Here is a 16943-nt window from a genome sequence, read left to right on the forward strand (position 1 = left end):
GCCCTGATTCGCTTTTTGCTTTCGGTTTTTAATGAACAATTAAGATGTCGTAAATGGGAGATCCTTCGTGGCTGAACTTTATAGTTTAGCAGGTTCGATCCCTGCGTCAGCAGCAATGCTGAATTTGGCTCCCATTGAATATTACTCTTAGTAATGAACAGTGCCGTAAGACAGAGATACTTCGAACCTTCAATGAAAAACTCTGTCTGAATTGTCGCCTGTTTATTTTAAATGATTAAATTCAAAATACTTTAAGCTTTGTGCTTTCTGCTTTAAGCTTATAAGAATGGTGTCGTAGAGAAGAGTTACTTCGGCTTTTAACCGGTAGGACGTGGGTTCGAATCCCACCAGAGTGACAAAGAATTAAACTCACTCTGTAGCTCAGTGGTAGAGCAACTTTGTACTCTTTTCGAATTATAACCCATTCTTTATTCTTAGTAAAAGTAAATACTGATGACAAAATGAGATTTTTGAAACTGATTTTAAATAAAATACTTTAAGCTTTGTGCTTTTTGCTTTCAGCTTAAAAAGATTGGTGCCGTAGAAAAGAGTTACTTCGATTAAGGTTCGACAGGTCGTGAGTTCAATTCTCACCGGATAGATTTTCTTTATCCGTAGCTCAGTGGTTAGAGCAGTTTGTACTCTTTTCGGATTGTTGCCCAATCTTTTTTGAAAGTGTTTTTTGCCTTTAGTGTTATGTTAAGGCTAATAGAATGATGCCGTAGAAAAGAGTTACTTCGGCTTTTCACCCGGTAGGACGTGGGTTCGATTCCCATCAAAGAGATATAAAATAAATCTCTCTGTAGCTCAGTGGTAGAGCGACTGTACTCTTTTTGAATTGTTGCTCATTTCTTTAATTTAATGGTTAACTTTAAACTTAATACTTATTACTTACAACTTTTAAACAGGTGCCGTAGAAAAGAGTTACTTCACTGAAAATGAATCTAAATACTTTTTTCAACTTTAGTCCTGTTATTTTATATTGGATTTGAAAACAAAAGTGAGTCATGCAGGAAGTAATTAAGAAAGAGATATTAGAAATAGAAAAAAGAGAAAATATCAAGATACTTTATGCTTGCGAATCTGGTAGCAGGGCTTGGGGATTTCCTTCCAGAGATAGTGATTATGATGTGAGATTCATATATATAAGACCGAAGGAATGGTATTTGAGTATAGATGATCATAAGGATACATTAGAGTTGCCGATTAATGATCTTTTAGATATAGGTGGTTGGGACATTCGGAAAGCATTAAAGCTTTTTAGGTCTTCTAATGCTGTCATCTTTGAATGGCTTCAGTCACCGATTGTTTATAAGGAAGAATCGAATTTTAAAGAGAAGTTGTTTAAACTTTCTGAGGATTATTTTTCTTTGAGAGTAGGAATGCATCATTATCTGGGGATGACAATCAATCCCTTTAAAAATGATTTGCAGGGTGATATAGTAAAAATTAAAAAATGCTTGTATGCTTTGAGATCTTCTTTGGCCTGCCGATGGATGAGAGAGAAACAAACAGTTCCACCAATGGAGTTTGGTATTCTTAGATCCTTGATTGTAGATGAAGGAGGAATCAATGGGCTGATAGATCAGTTATTAATTCGCAAGAAGGATAATTCGGAAGGCGATACAATTTCCTCTTCTCGTTTATTGAATCATTTTATTCAGAACGAAATAAGAGAAAGTGAATTATATTCCATGAGTCTTGAGAAATCAACTGGCTCTACTGAGGTCTTGGATCAAATTTTCAGAGATTTGTTATTTGAAACTTATAAGTAGGAGGTATGATAGATATTGAATATTTAAGAAGAAAAAGCAGGATATTGTTAGAGTGTATCAGTGGTAGTAAGGCTTATGGTTTGGATCTTCCAACTTCTGATACGGATATTAAAGGTGTTTTTGCTCTTTCTAAAAAAGATTTTTATGGATTAACTTATACTGATCAGGTAAATAATGAAACCAATGATATTGTCTTCTATGAGTTAAAACGATTTATTGAATTGCTGGTTAAAAATAATCCTAACCTTCTGGATCTTCTTTCATCTCCGGAAGATTGTATCTTATATAAAGATCCTGTTATGAATCTTATAAAGCCAGAAATGTTTTTATCCAGATTATGCAGGACTACATTTGCCGAGTATGCAATGACTCAGATAAAAAATGCAAAGGGATTGAACAAAAAGATCAGTAATCCAATGGAGAAAGAACGAAAGTCTGTTCTTGATTTTTGTTATATAGCAAAAGATCAGGAAGCAATTTCGCTGAAGGATTGGCTTATAGAGAAAGGATATGATCAGAGTAGATGCGGCCTTGTTAAGATTGCCCATATGAATGATATATATGGTCTCTATTATGATTTTGACAGCACATTAAAATTCAAAGGTATTATTCATAAGGAGTCTGCAAATGAAGTTGCATTAAGTTCAGTTCCAAAAGGAGTAGAACCAGAAGGGATTTTATCTTTCAATAGAAATAGCTATTCTGTCTATTGTAGAGAATATAAAGAATTTTGGGAGTGGGTGGGGAAAAGAAATAATGAGCGTTATGAAAATACTGTTTCGCACGGAAAGAATTATGATGCAAAGAATATGATGCATGTTTTCAGGTTACTTGATATGGCTGAAGAAATTGCATTATATAAGAAAGTAATTGTGAGAAGACCCAATAGAGATCAATTATTAGGTATTCGTAGAGGTTATTTTATGTATGAAGATCTTGTAAAGCAAGCTGAAGAAAAGATTGAACATATTCATTCGATTTATGAAAGAAGTGATCTTCCGGATTTTCCTGATAAGAGTAGAGCAGAGAATCTTTTGGTTGCTATGCGTGAAAGTTTATATTCCTTATAAAGGTGAATTTTGAAAATTGAAAATCTATTTATTATCTTTGTATCAGAATTTTTAAAAAAATGAAACAGCAATCAATCTTTAATATTTTCATAAATCTGCAAAGGTCAGGGTATCCTCTATGCTCTTTCCGGGATTGTTGTTATTGAAAGAAACTAATATTCTTTATATATAAGCAAAGCCCGGACATTAAAATCCGGGCTTTGTTATTTTATAAGCAAAATGCTTTGTTCACTATTACTAGGATGTATAAAGCGTTAACATCCAATAAACTTTAAACTTTAAGCTTTAAGCTTTCAACTTACAATGTTATTAACAATTACTACAACACATAAACCTGCGACTGATCTGGGATATTTAATGCACAAGCATCCCGACAAGTTGCAAAGCTTTGACACCTCATTTGGCAAGATGCATGTCTTTTATCCTGAATCTTCAGAGGAAAGATCAACCATTGCATTACTTTTGGATGTGGATCCCATAGCTCTGGTGCGCAACCATAAAGGGCCTTCCGGTGAAGGGTTTGCTTTGGAACATTATGTAAATGACAGACCATATGTAGCATCTTCTTTTATGTCTGTGGCGATAAGCAAAGCTTTCAGGTCTGCTATGAGCGGTATATGTAAAGATAAACCTTATCTGGTTGAAAAGGTACTTCCAATTGAAGTGACGATACAAGTATTGCCATCCAAAGGTGGAGAAGCTTTCTTAAGAAGTCTATTTGAACCGTTGGGGTATAAGGTAAGCTTTGGGTTTATCCGGATTCTGGGATAGGTTCAATACTGAGTTGGTTTGTCTTGACTGCGAGTTAATGCCTTGGTCTGCTAAGGCTCAGGCATTACTTAGAGATCAATATGCTTCAGTAGGAGCTGCTTCCTCTGCTGCATTGTCATTTGTTACAGATGTGCTTCAGAGGGCTGAGAACAGAGGCATTGCAACGGATAGCTTATTGTCAGAATTTGTTTCTAAAAAAGAAATGTCTGGTCATTTTGTAGATTCATACAGAAGGTATTGCTGGCCTGTAAATTCCATAGATGATTACAAACTTGCACCTTTTCACATTCTTGCAACTGAAGGGACTGTACATATTGACAAAGACCATATCTGGCAAATGGAAAATATCAGATCCATTTGCGAGGCAGATGTGAAATTGTTTACCGTTACGCCATATAAAGTAGTTGATTTAAAAAATGAAGAATCAGTAAAAGAAGTCACCAACTGGTGGAATGATATGACTGAATCTGGAGGAGAAGGAATGGTAGTAAAGCCATTGAACTTTATTAGCATAGGACAGAAGGGTGTAATACAGCCAGCCATTAAATGCAGAGGGAAGGAATATTTAAGGATCATATATGGACCTACTTATTCTACTGCTGAAAATTTAGCTAGGCTGAAGGAACGTAGCGTAGGAGGAAAGCGAGCACTCGCATTGCGTGAGTTTGCATTGGGAGCAGAGGCTTTAGAAAGGTTTGTAAGAAAAGAGCCTTTAAGAAAAATACATGAATGTGTGTTCGGAGTATTGGCACTTGAAAGTGAAGCCATAGATCCGAGATTGTAAATGTTTAAGAAATTTAATTATGAGTTTAATAATAGTAGATGTAGAGGCTGACGGACCAATTCCTGGGAAGTACAGTATGGTGAGTTTCGGAGCGATTGTGGTAGAGCCGTCATTATTAAAGACATTTTATGGAAAGGTGAAACCTGTTTCTGGAGAATGGATACCTGAAGCACTGGCTGTAAGCGGATTTTCAAGGGAGGAACATTCCTCCTTTGATGAGCCTATCGTTGTGATGTCTTGTTTTGAATTATGGCTGAAAGAAAATGTAAAAGGTAAACCTGTGTTTCTTTCAGATAACCTTGCCTTTGATTGGCAATGGATTAATTATTACTTCCATTTATATCTTGGTAGAAATCCTTTTGGATTCAGCGGAAGACGGATTGGAGATCTGTATTCAGGGATGGTGGGAGATATCATGAAAGGATCAGAGTGGAAGAAATTCCGAATGACAAAGCACACGCATAACCCTGTAGATGATGCAAGAGGCAATGCGGAAGCAATGTTAAAATTAAAAGAACTGGGATTGAAGTTCCCTTTTAAATAACTTAGACTAATATTTTATGAAATTAAAGAAATTGTTTAGGCCCGTAGGAGTGAAGGAACTGGAGCTTATAAAAGAATCAGGAATGAAGGCTTATCCTCCTCGTTTTTCATGGCAACCAATTTTTTATCCTGTGCTCAATTTTGAATATGCAGCGCAAATCGCAAAGGAGTGGAACACTGAAGATGAAGGTTCCGGCTTTGCAGGCTTTGTTACGGAGTTTGAAATTTCTGAAGTATATTTTCTTAACTTCAAAGTTGAGAATGTAGGAGGTAAGATCTATGAAGAGCTTTGGATTCCTTCTGAACAACTGGAAGAGTTTAATAGCAATATTGTGAATGGCATTAAGATAGTTGCGGGCTTTTATGGAGGCAGATTCACCGGTGAACGAAGCTATGAAATCTGAAATTAATAGGATTGCTATTTAGCAATCCTATTTTTTATTTTTGTTTTGAATAGTTTCAATCATGCTTTCTAGAGTTTTCATGTTTGTTTTATAATCTGAAAGATCTAAAATCTCAACTATCAGCCTTGGCTCTTTCAATAAATTTAATTGCTTTAAATTAAGAGTAAGTGGAGTATTATACTGGTACGCCCAATGTATTAAGTCTACACAGTTTACCTCAATAGCCCTTTGTGCATAATTTGTTTGGTTATACCTGCTTGGTGGGAATCTCCAGTTACGCTCCGGATCCTTTGGTTTTTCAGACCAGTGCTTCTACTAAGTTAGCTTGATTCCCAGTATAAAATAAAAATCCCTTAAAGATATGTCTAAGGGATTTTTACAAAAGAATTTAGTAAATCTATCCTCAGACGCTTGAGTGTATTATAAAGCAACAGAAGGTATATGAATGTCTAAATATCATTTTTATAAAGTTTATTAAAATAAAAAAACCGGACTATGTGGCCCGGGTTTTTGTAATGAATTTATTTTTGAATCAATACAAATCTTCCTCAGGCCTGATGAAATCAGGGGAACAACAGAAGTAGAATATGTTTTGAGTTTGTGTCATATCAACAATTATTAATACAAAGGTAAGGCTATTTTTTTTGTATCGTGCAAGTTTGGATTGAAAAATAAATTTAAAAATACTTTTATAAATATATATAAGTGTAGAATAGAACTTTCTGGTATACTATTCAGTTTCTCAATTTCAGAATATATTCTTTTTGTCCTTTTTTAATTAATCTATTTTTCCCGAAATCAACTTCGTTCTAAATAACTCTAAATACCACAATCCGAATTTCGTTTCGCCAAAACAGCCAAAAAAGCCCTGAAAATGGCATTGGCACAGGGTTTGGATCTGTATATGCATTACCGGTAATACTCCATCATCTTTTTCGGAGGATAAATATTAAAAGACTTAAATGTAAATAATCTAAAAAATTTAAACAACGGAGGTTACAATGCATAACATCGACAGAACAACTAATGAAATGGAATTCGGTTTTGAAAACGAATATAATGAAGGGCCATTTGGTAATGAATATGGTCATGAGCTGGGGCATGAATATGGACACGAATTTGGTCACGAATATGGCCACGAGTTAGGTCATGAGTATGGTCATGAATTAGGTCATGAGGGAGAAGGTCCTTTTCACGAAACTATGGAAATGGAGCTTGCTACTGAACTTTTAGAGGTTAGTAATGAAGCCGAGCTCGAACAATTTTTTGGAAAGTTAGTGCGAGGTGCAATCGGTGCAGCATCAAGTTTTGCAAGATCTTCAGCAGGAAAGGCACTTGGTGGTATTCTTAAGAACGTTGCAAAAAAAGCATTGCCTGTTTTGGCAGGAGCAGCAGGGGGAGCATTACTGGGACCTGCAGGAGCTGCTATTGGAGGCAAGCTTGGAAGCTTTGCTGCAAATGCATTTGAACTTGAACTTGAAGGACTCAGTGCTGAAGACAGAGAATTTGAAATAGCAAGAGCCTTTGTAAGGTTTGCCGGAGATGCTGCACAAAATGCCGCAAGATATGGAAGAGGAGGTGATCCTAATCAGATTGCAAGAAACGCATATAATTATGCGGCAAAAAGATATGCTCCAGGATTGCTTAATGGCTGGGGGAATCAGTATCCACAAAGAAGAGGAAGAATCCCAAGATCAGGAAGATGGGAGAGAAGAGGTAATGCAATCATAATAAGATTGTCATGAGACGCTCTGGAGAAAGCACAAGGTATCTGATCAATGAAGCCTTGTCTTTGTTAACGAGGCTTAATCAAATGAAGCCATTTGGCCTTACTATGCCTATGGTTTCGGCAGCTTCCGTTTCTGATGAAGCACTGAAAGGAATCACTGATCTTCTGATGGATGGCAATAGAGAATTGAATGACAGAGTCTGGGCTTTTATTGATCTAATGAAAAGTAATAAAAGCAGACATATGTCTGCTTCAGATGCTCAAGGTCAGTTTTCTATTATCAAGCTCAGATTGAACGAGCTGCTTGATCAGTTGGATATCTTCGCTGATGTGCTTTCTCAGCGTTCTGAACATGAGACAGGTGTATGGGTGGCGGGACTCGATGTGCTTGCAGAAAGTGCATTGGATTTACCAGGTAAATTTTTTGATCCGCCTCCGATCATTTGTTTTCTCGAAAGAGGTCATGGTGCTGCAATCAGAAGAGCTCGTACCAAACTTCCTGGAGGTGATGAAAATCCTGTAGCAATTATTCAGATCCCAAGGGAAAGAATGGTAGGCAGTGGCATTGCATCTTCTTTGATACATGAAGTAGGACATCAAGGTGCCGCATTGCTGGATCTTGTTACTTCTCTGAGAACTGCTTTAAAGCACAAACAACAAGTTGACAAGGCCAATGCTCAAGCCTGGGTTTTATATTCCTTCTGGATTTCAGAAATCATTGCGGACTTTTGGGCCATAGCTCATTTAGGGATAGGAGCCACTCAAGGCCTTATCAATGTGGTGAGTTTACCCAGATATTTTGTCTTCAGAATTGGTAAAAATGATCCACATCCTTTTGCATGGATAAGGGTGAAGATAAGCATTGCCTTTGGCAAAGTGCTTTATCCTCATGCACAATGGAAAAGAGTAGAGAAGCAATGGGAAGAGTTGTATCCAAAGAAAGGGTTAAAAAAGCCTGTATTGGATATTATCGCTGGGCTTGAAAAGGTCTTGCCTGAGTTTGCACAGATGGTTTGCAATCACAAAACCAAAGCACTCAAAGGACTTAGACTCAAAGAAGTGTTTCCTTATAAACACAGACAACCGGATGAGTTAAGGTTTTTATATAATTCCTGGCGGCACTCTCCGCATCTGATTGCAAAAGCTCCGCCAAGTCTTGTTTTTGCAGTAATAGGACAAGCGAGAGCAGACACAACCATAGATGCTCTTACGGAAAGTAGGATACTCATGAGGTTACTTTCAAAGTGGGCACTGATAAGATCAGAAAGTAGATCTATTAAAGAAAGTAAAAGGATCATGGGAAGTTTTAAAAAATATATTTCAGTTTAATGATCAATTTAAAAAGATAAGTTTATGGCAAAGACAACAGATGATATAAATTTATGGCTCGAGGGAAGCCAGAAGTCAGGTTATGAGATTGAAATCAGCCCTGAAAGAATTGATGAAGGAAATATTATAAATGTACAGGTAACTTCTAATATTACCCAAACCAAGTTAGTTGTTGCATTAATATTTAATAAACAATTCATAGAGGCCTATGTCCTCAAAAGAATTGGAAATGGTAAAGCTTATAAACTTGAGCTTCCGACGTCTGAAATTTATGAGGAAGATGATGAACGCTTTAATGCTGGCTATTTAGAAAATAAAAATATACTTCCAGGTGAATATTCAGTTTGTCTCTTAGGCTTTGATAATAATGGTAATGATGTTTGGAAAACGAATACTAACTATATTAAGAGTTGGATTGATAATCACAATGATCAAAAATCGAATAAGAGATTTTCGAAAATTCAAGCTCGAGATTTCATAGAGAAAGAAAAAAAGAATAATGATAATACTATCATTTGCTACAACCTTAGTCAATACTTAATTGGAATCCGAGAAATTAAAGTCCACGCAGATTTTATAGACTTTTCGGATGACCCTAAAGATGAAGACAAACCTTCCGAAAGCAATGTCAGCCTTAAGAGAAGCCAAAGTCCTTTAACTCCTGATCAGGTACTTTGGGTAATCATAAAAAACGGAACCATTTCATTTAAGAACTATAAACGTTTTATAGATGATGTGATGTGCGGTCCAACAACAGGAGGTAAAAGGAGCGGAGCAAGTCTTCCTTTCCCTAAAGTAGAGATGTATAGTATGCTCAAACATGCCACTGAGTGCTATATGATGCAAGAATGCAGGACTTATAATGATCCCAATGGAAATACAAGGCCCTTTATTGAAGATTCCTTTTTTGTAAACCGTAATATTGATAATAGTGCGGAGTCCAGAAGAATGGGTTGGAAAATTACAGATAAGCGTCTGGAGTTATTAAAAGATGAATATCTTGAAAGACTTGAAGATGATAGCCGAACTATTCCATACTTTAAGCTCATTCGTGAAAAACTTCATGATGTTCCATTAAAGGACAGTTCTTCTCTATCTTCAAATTGTTATGGAATACTTCGTTCTGAAATTTCTCAACCTTGTTTAATGGATTTAATATGGAGTTATTGGCAAGAGCAAGGCATGCTTGTACAAACCATAAATGCGATAAGTCTCAGGTTTCAGAATATTAGTCAAAATGGAAATAGAGATCCTCTGATGCGTTTTGCCGTAGAACCCTTAAGGGGACTAAGCAATCTGCTTTGGGGTTATGCTCAGGATGAACAGCACCGTTTAACCATTGCCAGACGTGCTTATGAATATGATCATCAGTTTGGCTTGCTATTGCAGGGCCGAGCCGTTCCTGTTATTCGTTCGGTGGAGAGCAGATCACAATTTATAAGTTCTTTTCACCGATTACTTTACAGCTGTACTGTATTCTTTAAGGAAGACGATGATACTACAAGAATTGCAGATAGTTTTCTAATGCTGAATCAATTGAGAGAGCTACACATGATTCTTGCGGAAGGAGCGCATAATCAATATGGTAGTCTTACTTGGACCGCAAGACAGGAAATGTTGATGCAACAATGGTTAATTTCAAGGCCTGAATTGAGAGAATTTCTTGGTGGGAAAGCTATGGTCCCTTATAAGGAGGAATGGATGGATAGAGTAGATTCAATGAGGTCTATCCAGGGATGGGGTGAAACAAGTGTAACTAATTTTGCTGACCTGGCTACTTATGGAGAGCAGATATTGCTGTCTATCCGCTTTGGCAATTGGAGTATGGTTACAGACAGAGCTCAAGTGATGAACTGGGTAAGAACATTCAGAGATGAAATCCAGATGTATATTCACGCATACAATGCTGTGACTGGTGTCGACCTTTCAGCCGATAGTCTCGATCAGAAGGAGGATCGTTTTATTCAACCTTCTTTGTTGATTCAGCGCAAAGTAAGAGCTTCATTACCTAGTGGAGTATTAAGTAAAGCTGGAATGAAGAGGCTTTAAGGCCTTTTCATTCCATAATAAATTGACGTGGTTATTTAAATCTATAAAAACATACTACTATGTATTATTCCGAAGATGACAATTATTTTAATAACGGTTATGACGAAGGTGATTTTTATGATGAACCGGACTATTGGGATGAATCTTACTCAGGTGACTTCTATGACTATGATGATGAACCTCAGAATTGGAGAGGTTCAACTGGCTATCAATATCGTCAATATTATCCGAACAACAATGCTGATTTTGACGAGTATGATGATAATGTTTATAACGATGATGATGGATTATCGGATCTTGATTCTATAGCTGATGATTATACTCCTTATGGATCTTTTGATCAGAGGGTGGGAGGAGCTATTCCGAGAACTTCTGTACGGATAACAATGCGAGACCAAAGACCGGTATTTAGAGGTGGACAATCCAATCCGGCTGTTTTTCAGGATTCTGCTGGGTTATATAGTCAACGTATCTTTAACAGAAATCATGTCGGAGGTCCGTCAAAACCTTTTGTTTATTTACCAAATGCTGATGGGAAAAGGAAAGGTTTAGGTGGAGTAATGTTTGTACCTCAAAGACGAAGCAAATCTGTTGATTTTATCACCTGGAATAATAAACCAATTCAAGGAAATAGAAATGTTTCTGCTAAACCAGAGCGACCTTTCATAACATGGCTTGAGCAAAAGAAGAAACAAGATCCTGGATTTACCAATAGGATTAGCAAAGTTGACATGAGAATCAATGGAACTTCTTGTAAACATTGTGCAAAGGGTGTTAAAAATAGTATAGCAAGTATAGTAGGGCCTAGAGCAAATGTTAATGTTAGAGTACAAGGTCCAAAAACCAAGGCTATATCGTCACAAACCGGAGCAAAAAGACCCGGAATAAGAAGAGTAGTTCTCAATGGGTCCGGAATACCATCAGGAGTGAGAACTCCGCTGTCAACTGTTAAAAATGCATCTGCTAGACACATTCCTAAAGTTGAACAAAGAACATCTCCGAGAAAATATGTCACGCCTTCTCAAAATACTACTAGTGGTAGAACAGATTTGAGAAATAGACCAAATTCTGATTTAAGAAACCAGACTTTCTCAAAACAGATTCCTAAACCAAGAAATTTGGCTTTTGCTACTCCTTCTACAAAACCTAAAGCATCAGTAATTCAAAAAAATGCTTCGGGATCCGGAGGAAGCAGAAGACCTGCTAATACAGGTACTTTTGATAGAAATCAAAATGCAAGATCTACTTTAACATCAGGCAGACAGGTTACAAGACTAGTAAAACCAAGACATATAGATAGAATATCGTCAGATGAACTAAATAAGGGGTCGTTTATTGAAGGAAGTGAAAAGTTAAAAGCAGCAGGTCTGGTATCAGTTAAAAGCCAGGACGGATCGATTGATTTTATTCAGAATCAAAACGGGAAAAAGATTATCAGGGCAAGATGGATTCCTCAAAAGGGAAGGCAACCGCAGCAATGGTTGATGTTTAGTCAGAATGAAGGACCTAATCAAAAGCCAAATCAGAGCCTTTCACAAAGACCAATTGCTGGTAATGTTCGCCCAGGTGCTCATGGAGCAGGAAGACAACGGGTAGTAACTAATTCAACAAATTCCAGACTCGTACAACCTTCAAAACTTAGAAAGGAATTTTTCTGAACAGTGAGATCTTGAAAAGATTATTTATATGACTTCATATTATTGAATTGAGTATTTAAAAAACAAGTATGCTGATTATAGATTGTCATTGTCATGCGGGTAAAGGAGATGGTCTTCAAGGTCCTTGGGATACAAATGCTCCTTTGAAAAAGTTTCTTCAATGGTCAGAGGAAGCTGGTATAAAAAGAACCAATCTTTTTTCAGCTTTCCATTCTGACTATTCTCTTGCTAATGCAAAGGTTGCAGAAGTTGTCAAACGTAATCCGGAGAAGTTCTATGGCTTTGCCTTCATTAATCCAATACGAGATCAAGGAAGGGTTTTCGAGATGGTAAAAATTAGTGTACAGGATTTCGGATTTAAAGGAATCAAGGTTCACAAACACGATGCCCGGATATCAAGAGAAATATGTGAAGTGGCCAGAAACTTTTCAGTTCCTGTGCTCTATGATGTGATGGGAGAAGTGCATGTCATCGAATTGCTGGCAACAGAATATCCTGATGTAAATTTTATAATTCCTCATTTAAGCAGTTTTGCGGATGATTGGAAAGCACAAATAGCTTTTGTAGACCATCTTGCAAGGCATCCTAATATATATACTGATACGTCGGGGGTCAGGAGGTTTGATGTACTGGAGATGGCTTTAAACAGGGCAGGTGCTGACAAAATACTTTTTGGAACTGATGGGCCCTGGCTTCATCCTGCAGTTGAACTGGCAAAGATATATGCCCTTAAGTTATCAAGGAGAGAACTCCATGATGTATTAGCGGGAAATTTTTTAAAGCTGATAGCAAATGTGAGATACAGGCCAAAGAGAATTCCTACAGAGTATGTTAAAAGGAATTTAGAAGAAAACCGAAATTTTGCGGACCCTTGGCTACTTCCGGACATTCAATTATAATTTATTTATTAGAAGAGGAAGCCTTGCGGAGCTGTAAGGCACGGTCAGTAACACCGAGCTTGGATGCCGCCTTCTGAAGGTTCCCGTTTTCTTCTCTTATTACAAGATCTATAGCTGTTTCGGCAGCAGACTCTTTGATATCCTTTAAATTCATGCCTTGCAATAAAGCTCTTCGTATAAATGTTTCCATATCATCTTTTTCCGAATCCTTTTTGTGAAAATCCGGAAAAGGTCTGTCGCTTTCAGGAATTGTTCCAACAGAAATAGGGCCATTGCCTACGTATCTCATAGCAATTCGGTTTACCAGTTGATGAAGTTCTCTGATGTTTCCAGGATAGTCTCTCGTCAGCAGAAAATCATATACAAGATTATCAATAGGGGGTAGTTCTTCCACTTTAAGGCATTTTTTTAAAAAATGATTGACCAATAATGGGATGTCTTCGCGCCGTTCTCGCAATGGCGGGAGATGACATATCCAACCGGAAATTCTATAATACAAGTCCTGGCGAAAATGTCCCTTTTCAATTTCTTTCAACATGTTTCTGTTAGTTGCAGAAACAAGTCGGAATTCGGTTTCCTTCCACATATTGCTTCCAATTTTTTTATAGGTGCCTTCCTGAATTACCCTTAGTAATTCGGGTTGAAGATTTAGAGGAAGTTCGCCTATTTCATCAAGGAATAGTGTCCCCTTGTCTGCTAAAGCAAATGCACCATCTCGCGCTGAAATGGCATTTGTATAGGAACCCTTTTCATGTCCGAAAAACTCACTACCTGACAGATCAGACACAATAGTAGTACAATCAACAAGAACCAGATTCCCTTTGGTTTTTCTTGTATCCAGTGTATGAATTAGTTTTGAAATGAGTTCTTTACCTGTTCCGCTCTCTCCAAGAATTAATACAGGAACAGAAGTATAGACAGAAAGCTCTACAATTTCTCTTAGTACAGATTTCCATATCCGACTTTTACCTATTAAACTATTTTTGACAATAGACGAATTGATAAGGCTATCTACTGAATGCCATCGTTTGATTCTTGAGGCTACCATTTCTGCAGCAACAGCAGGTTTTTCCCAGTGTAGGATATCTGAAACTCCTGCTCTTAAAAGATGCCAGGATTTAACAGTTCTTAATCCTGATGCGTCCAAAGCTATTGCAATAATCTGATCATTTCCTTCCTTTATTCTGCCTTCAATAAAAGAATAAATTTCTTCAACAGAACTGGAAGAGTTAAACGAAATTACTCCTGGCATCGAAGCATGACAATCGTTCCAATCAAAGATATCAACCCCATTGGGCTTTATTGAATCCATAATTTGAGCATCATTAGATTCCTCTTTAGCGAAATTATAATACCATGCACTAGGTTTTATATAGGTTGTTTTCATGGCATGAACATTATTCAAGTCTCATTCATTAGAAAAATTTTGAATTCAATAAAATGTCTCAGTATACCAACTACTGAATTGTTGGGAAAGAGAGGTAGTTCTCAAAAATTGTAATCAAATAGTAAAAATTAATTAAAATAAACAAAAGGTATTGTTAACCAATTTATTATGTGGTTTTCGAGATTCTTTATAGGACAATTTTATTTTACATGTTTTTATTTAATTTGTTGAAAATTAGTTTGTTGTATTGTTTTTTGAGTTTGGTGAGGGTGATTTTGATGTTTTGTATTGAAAATTAATTGATTAAGTGGTTTTAGTACTGATTTGATTATCAGTCTTTTTTACACATTGAAAAATGATTGACTTTAAAGCGATATAAAAATTCTGGCTTTTTAATTTGACCAATTTATATTTGCGGATATATTTTAAAAAATCATTCAATGCTTACCCATCACGTTTTATTCTGGCTGAAAGCCGATACTACTGAAGATCAAAAGAAGGCTTTCCGTGCCGGTCTTGATTCTCTTGTTAAAGTGGAAACAGTTAAGTCTATGTATGTAGGAACTCCAGCTCCTATTAGCAGACCAGTTGTAGATACAACATATACCTTTTCACTAGTGATAGTATTTGATGACCTTGCAGGTCATGATGTTTATCAGGTACATCCGGTACATAAGGCATTTCTAGAAGAATTCAGACAGTATTTTGAGAAAGTAGTCATTTACGATGCTCAGTAACTTTTAAATATTCTGCTTTTAATGAAAAGAGCTCTTCAGGTTTCAAAACGAGGAGCTTTTTTTATTTGATTTAAGGGTATTTTGGATATTTAACCCCTACAGCTCTCATTGCGGTCATAGCTGATTTTGAGTGTACCTTTCTAAGGGAATATAAGGGAGGAGATTAACCTTTTGATCTGTCTGATGTTGAATTTAAAATGGGTGAAGGTATGAAAAGGATATTCGCTTCTTTTGTAGTTATTGTGGCTGTATTTTCCTGGGGATGCAATAGTAATAGCTCAGGAAATGATACGGGAGACCGCGTAAAAAGCGAGCAGAAGGCTTTGAAGAAAAGATCCAAGTCGGAGCAGAATCTTGATAAGCAACACGCTAAAGAAAATGTGAAATTCGAAAAGAAGAGAAGGAAAGCCGATGAAAAATCAGGCAGCGTTATTGAAATTCCCAAAAGTGAGCGTGGAGTGGAAGAAGCGAGAAAGGATAAAAAGAGAATGGATAAAGATATGCTTTTTTGATTTCTTGGTACTATTTTGATAATTAATTATATTTTTTTATCTTAAGGGTAAACAAAAAACTACTCTTATGAAAAAGATTTTTTATTATGTAATTCCATTATTGGTATTTTTCAGTGCTTGTCAAAATGAAAAAAAAGATTTGATTGGTCCCGAATACCAAGTGGCACCAGTTGGTTTTAATCTTACTTCTAATTTTTCATCTAACTTGAGCAATGTAAATTTTGCAACTGGTGATAAGCAATTTTTCAATGCTCAGTTTAGTGAACGTGCAACCTGGACTATCACGTTAAAAGGACAGACTTCACAAGCTATTAAAACGATTACGGGCTTAAGTGATAGAATAGATGAAAATAATTCATTGTGGTTAGGTACTCATGATGAATTGATGTTCTTTCGATCAGGCGAGGATGTTGAAGCAACCCTTTCTATTCTTGGGTTTAAAGATTCTTATAAGCTGAATTTTAAGATCACTAATGCAAGAGTTTACCCCGGCGCAAAAGAGATGGGAAGTGGTTTTGAAGGATTTGAATATAATCAACTTGATTGGTATTACAGTCCTTACCCGAATAAAACTGTAGGAGGAAAAGTTTCTTCCCCGGTAATAGAGGGAAATTATGCCTTTAAATTGTCAGGAGTAGATGATAATAATGATTATTTTATTGGTTCAGTAAGAAGGACAATCCCTAAGAATTTTCTAACTTCTGCAACTAAAGATTTTTATGTGAATGTTTTTGTTTACGGGACTGGAAGCAATACATCTAAATTGAAGGTATCGTTGAAGCACGATTCTGATTCAAAGTTTCCTTATGGGGTACCTCAAGGTTATGTTGATACTGAGGATGATGCCTATGAATATGAAGTTCCTTTAAATTTCAAGGGGTGGCAACTGGTTAGCATAAAATATAGTTCTTTTACCAGAACATTAGACAGGGATTTTGGAGGAAGTGGTCCGAATACTAAAGACCCGAGCAAACTTGTATTTGTGGATTTTGCCTTGCTTACCAAAACTATAGGTGAAAAGGCTGAAGTTGTTTTAGATTATCCTACTATTACCTTTGATAAGGCATTTATGCAATAAAATAAATTGTTCAATCTTACCAGTTTTATAAGGAGTTGACTAAAAGTTGGCTCCTTATATTTTTATAAATGATCTCCTGTCTAAAACTGTTAGCTGGTAAAATACTGTAACCTTCCAGCATTATACTTTTAAATCTTTGAATATGTGAATAAAATATTTGAATAGTCTTTTAATGAACAGTTTTTTTTTACCATTTTTAAAGGTTTAAAGTAAAAAAG

The 16943-nt window shown here is 36.4% G+C and carries 15 protein-coding genes; 14 read left to right on the plus strand and 1 reads right to left on the minus strand.

Annotation, left to right across the window (positions count from 1 at the left end):
- The first annotated feature begins 1007 nt into the window (after positions 1-1007).
- The 11 genes from J7604_RS19350 (at position 1008) to J7604_RS19400 (ending at position 13011) form a co-directional block, all read left to right on the plus strand.
- Positions 1008-1775, plus strand: a complete 768-nt coding sequence (locus J7604_RS19350) for a nucleotidyltransferase domain-containing protein (RefSeq protein WP_293899359.1) — start codon at positions 1008-1010, stop codon at positions 1773-1775.
- A 5-nt stretch (positions 1776-1780) separates the two neighbouring features.
- Positions 1781-2845 (plus strand): nucleotidyltransferase domain-containing protein, encoded by a 1065-nt coding sequence (locus tag J7604_RS19355; RefSeq protein ID WP_293899365.1) that lies wholly within the window; start codon positions 1781-1783, stop codon positions 2843-2845.
- A 303-nt stretch (positions 2846-3148) separates the two neighbouring features.
- Positions 3149-3616: a hypothetical protein gene (locus J7604_RS19360; protein WP_293899368.1), complete on the plus strand. Its 468-nt coding sequence runs from the start codon at positions 3149-3151 to the stop codon at positions 3614-3616.
- A complete protein-coding gene (locus J7604_RS19365; protein ID WP_293899370.1) occupies positions 3591-4400 on the plus strand; it encodes a hypothetical protein in 810 nt (269 codons plus the stop codon). Before J7604_RS19360 ends, J7604_RS19365 begins: the two co-directional genes overlap by 26 nt.
- A gap of 19 nt (positions 4401-4419) precedes the next feature.
- On the plus strand, positions 4420-4944 hold the full coding sequence (locus J7604_RS19370; RefSeq protein ID WP_293899373.1) for an exonuclease: 525 nt from the start codon (positions 4420-4422) through the stop codon (positions 4942-4944).
- Between the two features lie 16 nt (positions 4945-4960).
- A complete protein-coding gene (locus J7604_RS19375; protein ID WP_293899376.1) occupies positions 4961-5347 on the plus strand; it encodes a hypothetical protein in 387 nt (128 codons plus the stop codon).
- 1001 nt (positions 5348-6348) lie between these two features.
- Positions 6349-7092, plus strand: a complete 744-nt coding sequence (locus J7604_RS19380; protein ID WP_293899379.1) for a hypothetical protein — start codon at positions 6349-6351, stop codon at positions 7090-7092.
- On the plus strand, positions 7089-8405 hold the full coding sequence (locus J7604_RS19385) for a hypothetical protein (RefSeq protein WP_293899382.1): 1317 nt from the start codon (positions 7089-7091) through the stop codon (positions 8403-8405). Before J7604_RS19380 ends, J7604_RS19385 begins: the two co-directional genes overlap by 4 nt.
- A gap of 24 nt (positions 8406-8429) precedes the next feature.
- Positions 8430-10454 (plus strand): hypothetical protein, encoded by a 2025-nt coding sequence (locus tag J7604_RS19390; protein WP_293899385.1) that lies wholly within the window; start codon positions 8430-8432, stop codon positions 10452-10454.
- A 59-nt stretch (positions 10455-10513) separates the two neighbouring features.
- Positions 10514-12112, plus strand: coding sequence for a hypothetical protein (locus J7604_RS19395; RefSeq protein WP_293899388.1), 1599 nt, complete (start codon positions 10514-10516; stop codon positions 12110-12112).
- A gap of 68 nt (positions 12113-12180) precedes the next feature.
- Positions 12181-13011, plus strand: coding sequence for an amidohydrolase family protein (locus J7604_RS19400; protein WP_293899391.1), 831 nt, complete (start codon positions 12181-12183; stop codon positions 13009-13011).
- A gap of 1 nt (position 13012) precedes the next feature.
- On the opposite strand, the gene J7604_RS19405 is transcribed toward J7604_RS19400, so the two are convergent.
- The gene (locus J7604_RS19405; protein WP_293899394.1) at positions 13013-14398 is read right to left on the minus strand and encodes a sigma 54-interacting transcriptional regulator; all 1386 of its coding nucleotides are present in this window, start codon (positions 14396-14398) and stop codon (positions 13013-13015) included.
- A gap of 440 nt (positions 14399-14838) precedes the next feature.
- On the opposite strand from J7604_RS19405, the gene J7604_RS19410 reads away from it, so the two are divergent.
- From J7604_RS19410 to J7604_RS19420, 3 genes are all read left to right on the plus strand, one after another.
- Complete coding sequence (locus J7604_RS19410; RefSeq protein ID WP_293899396.1) at positions 14839-15135, plus strand: Dabb family protein; 297 nt, start codon at positions 14839-14841, stop codon at positions 15133-15135.
- 209 nt (positions 15136-15344) lie between these two features.
- The gene (locus tag J7604_RS19415; RefSeq protein ID WP_293899398.1) at positions 15345-15647 is read left to right on the plus strand and encodes a hypothetical protein; all 303 of its coding nucleotides are present in this window, start codon (positions 15345-15347) and stop codon (positions 15645-15647) included.
- A gap of 67 nt (positions 15648-15714) precedes the next feature.
- Positions 15715-16725, plus strand: coding sequence for a hypothetical protein (locus J7604_RS19420; protein ID WP_293899400.1), 1011 nt, complete (start codon positions 15715-15717; stop codon positions 16723-16725).
- Positions 16726-16943: the final 218 nt, after the last annotated feature.

This window comes from Sporocytophaga sp. (assembly GCF_017745095.1).
Taxonomy (GTDB): domain Bacteria; phylum Bacteroidota; class Bacteroidia; order Cytophagales; family Cytophagaceae; genus Sporocytophaga.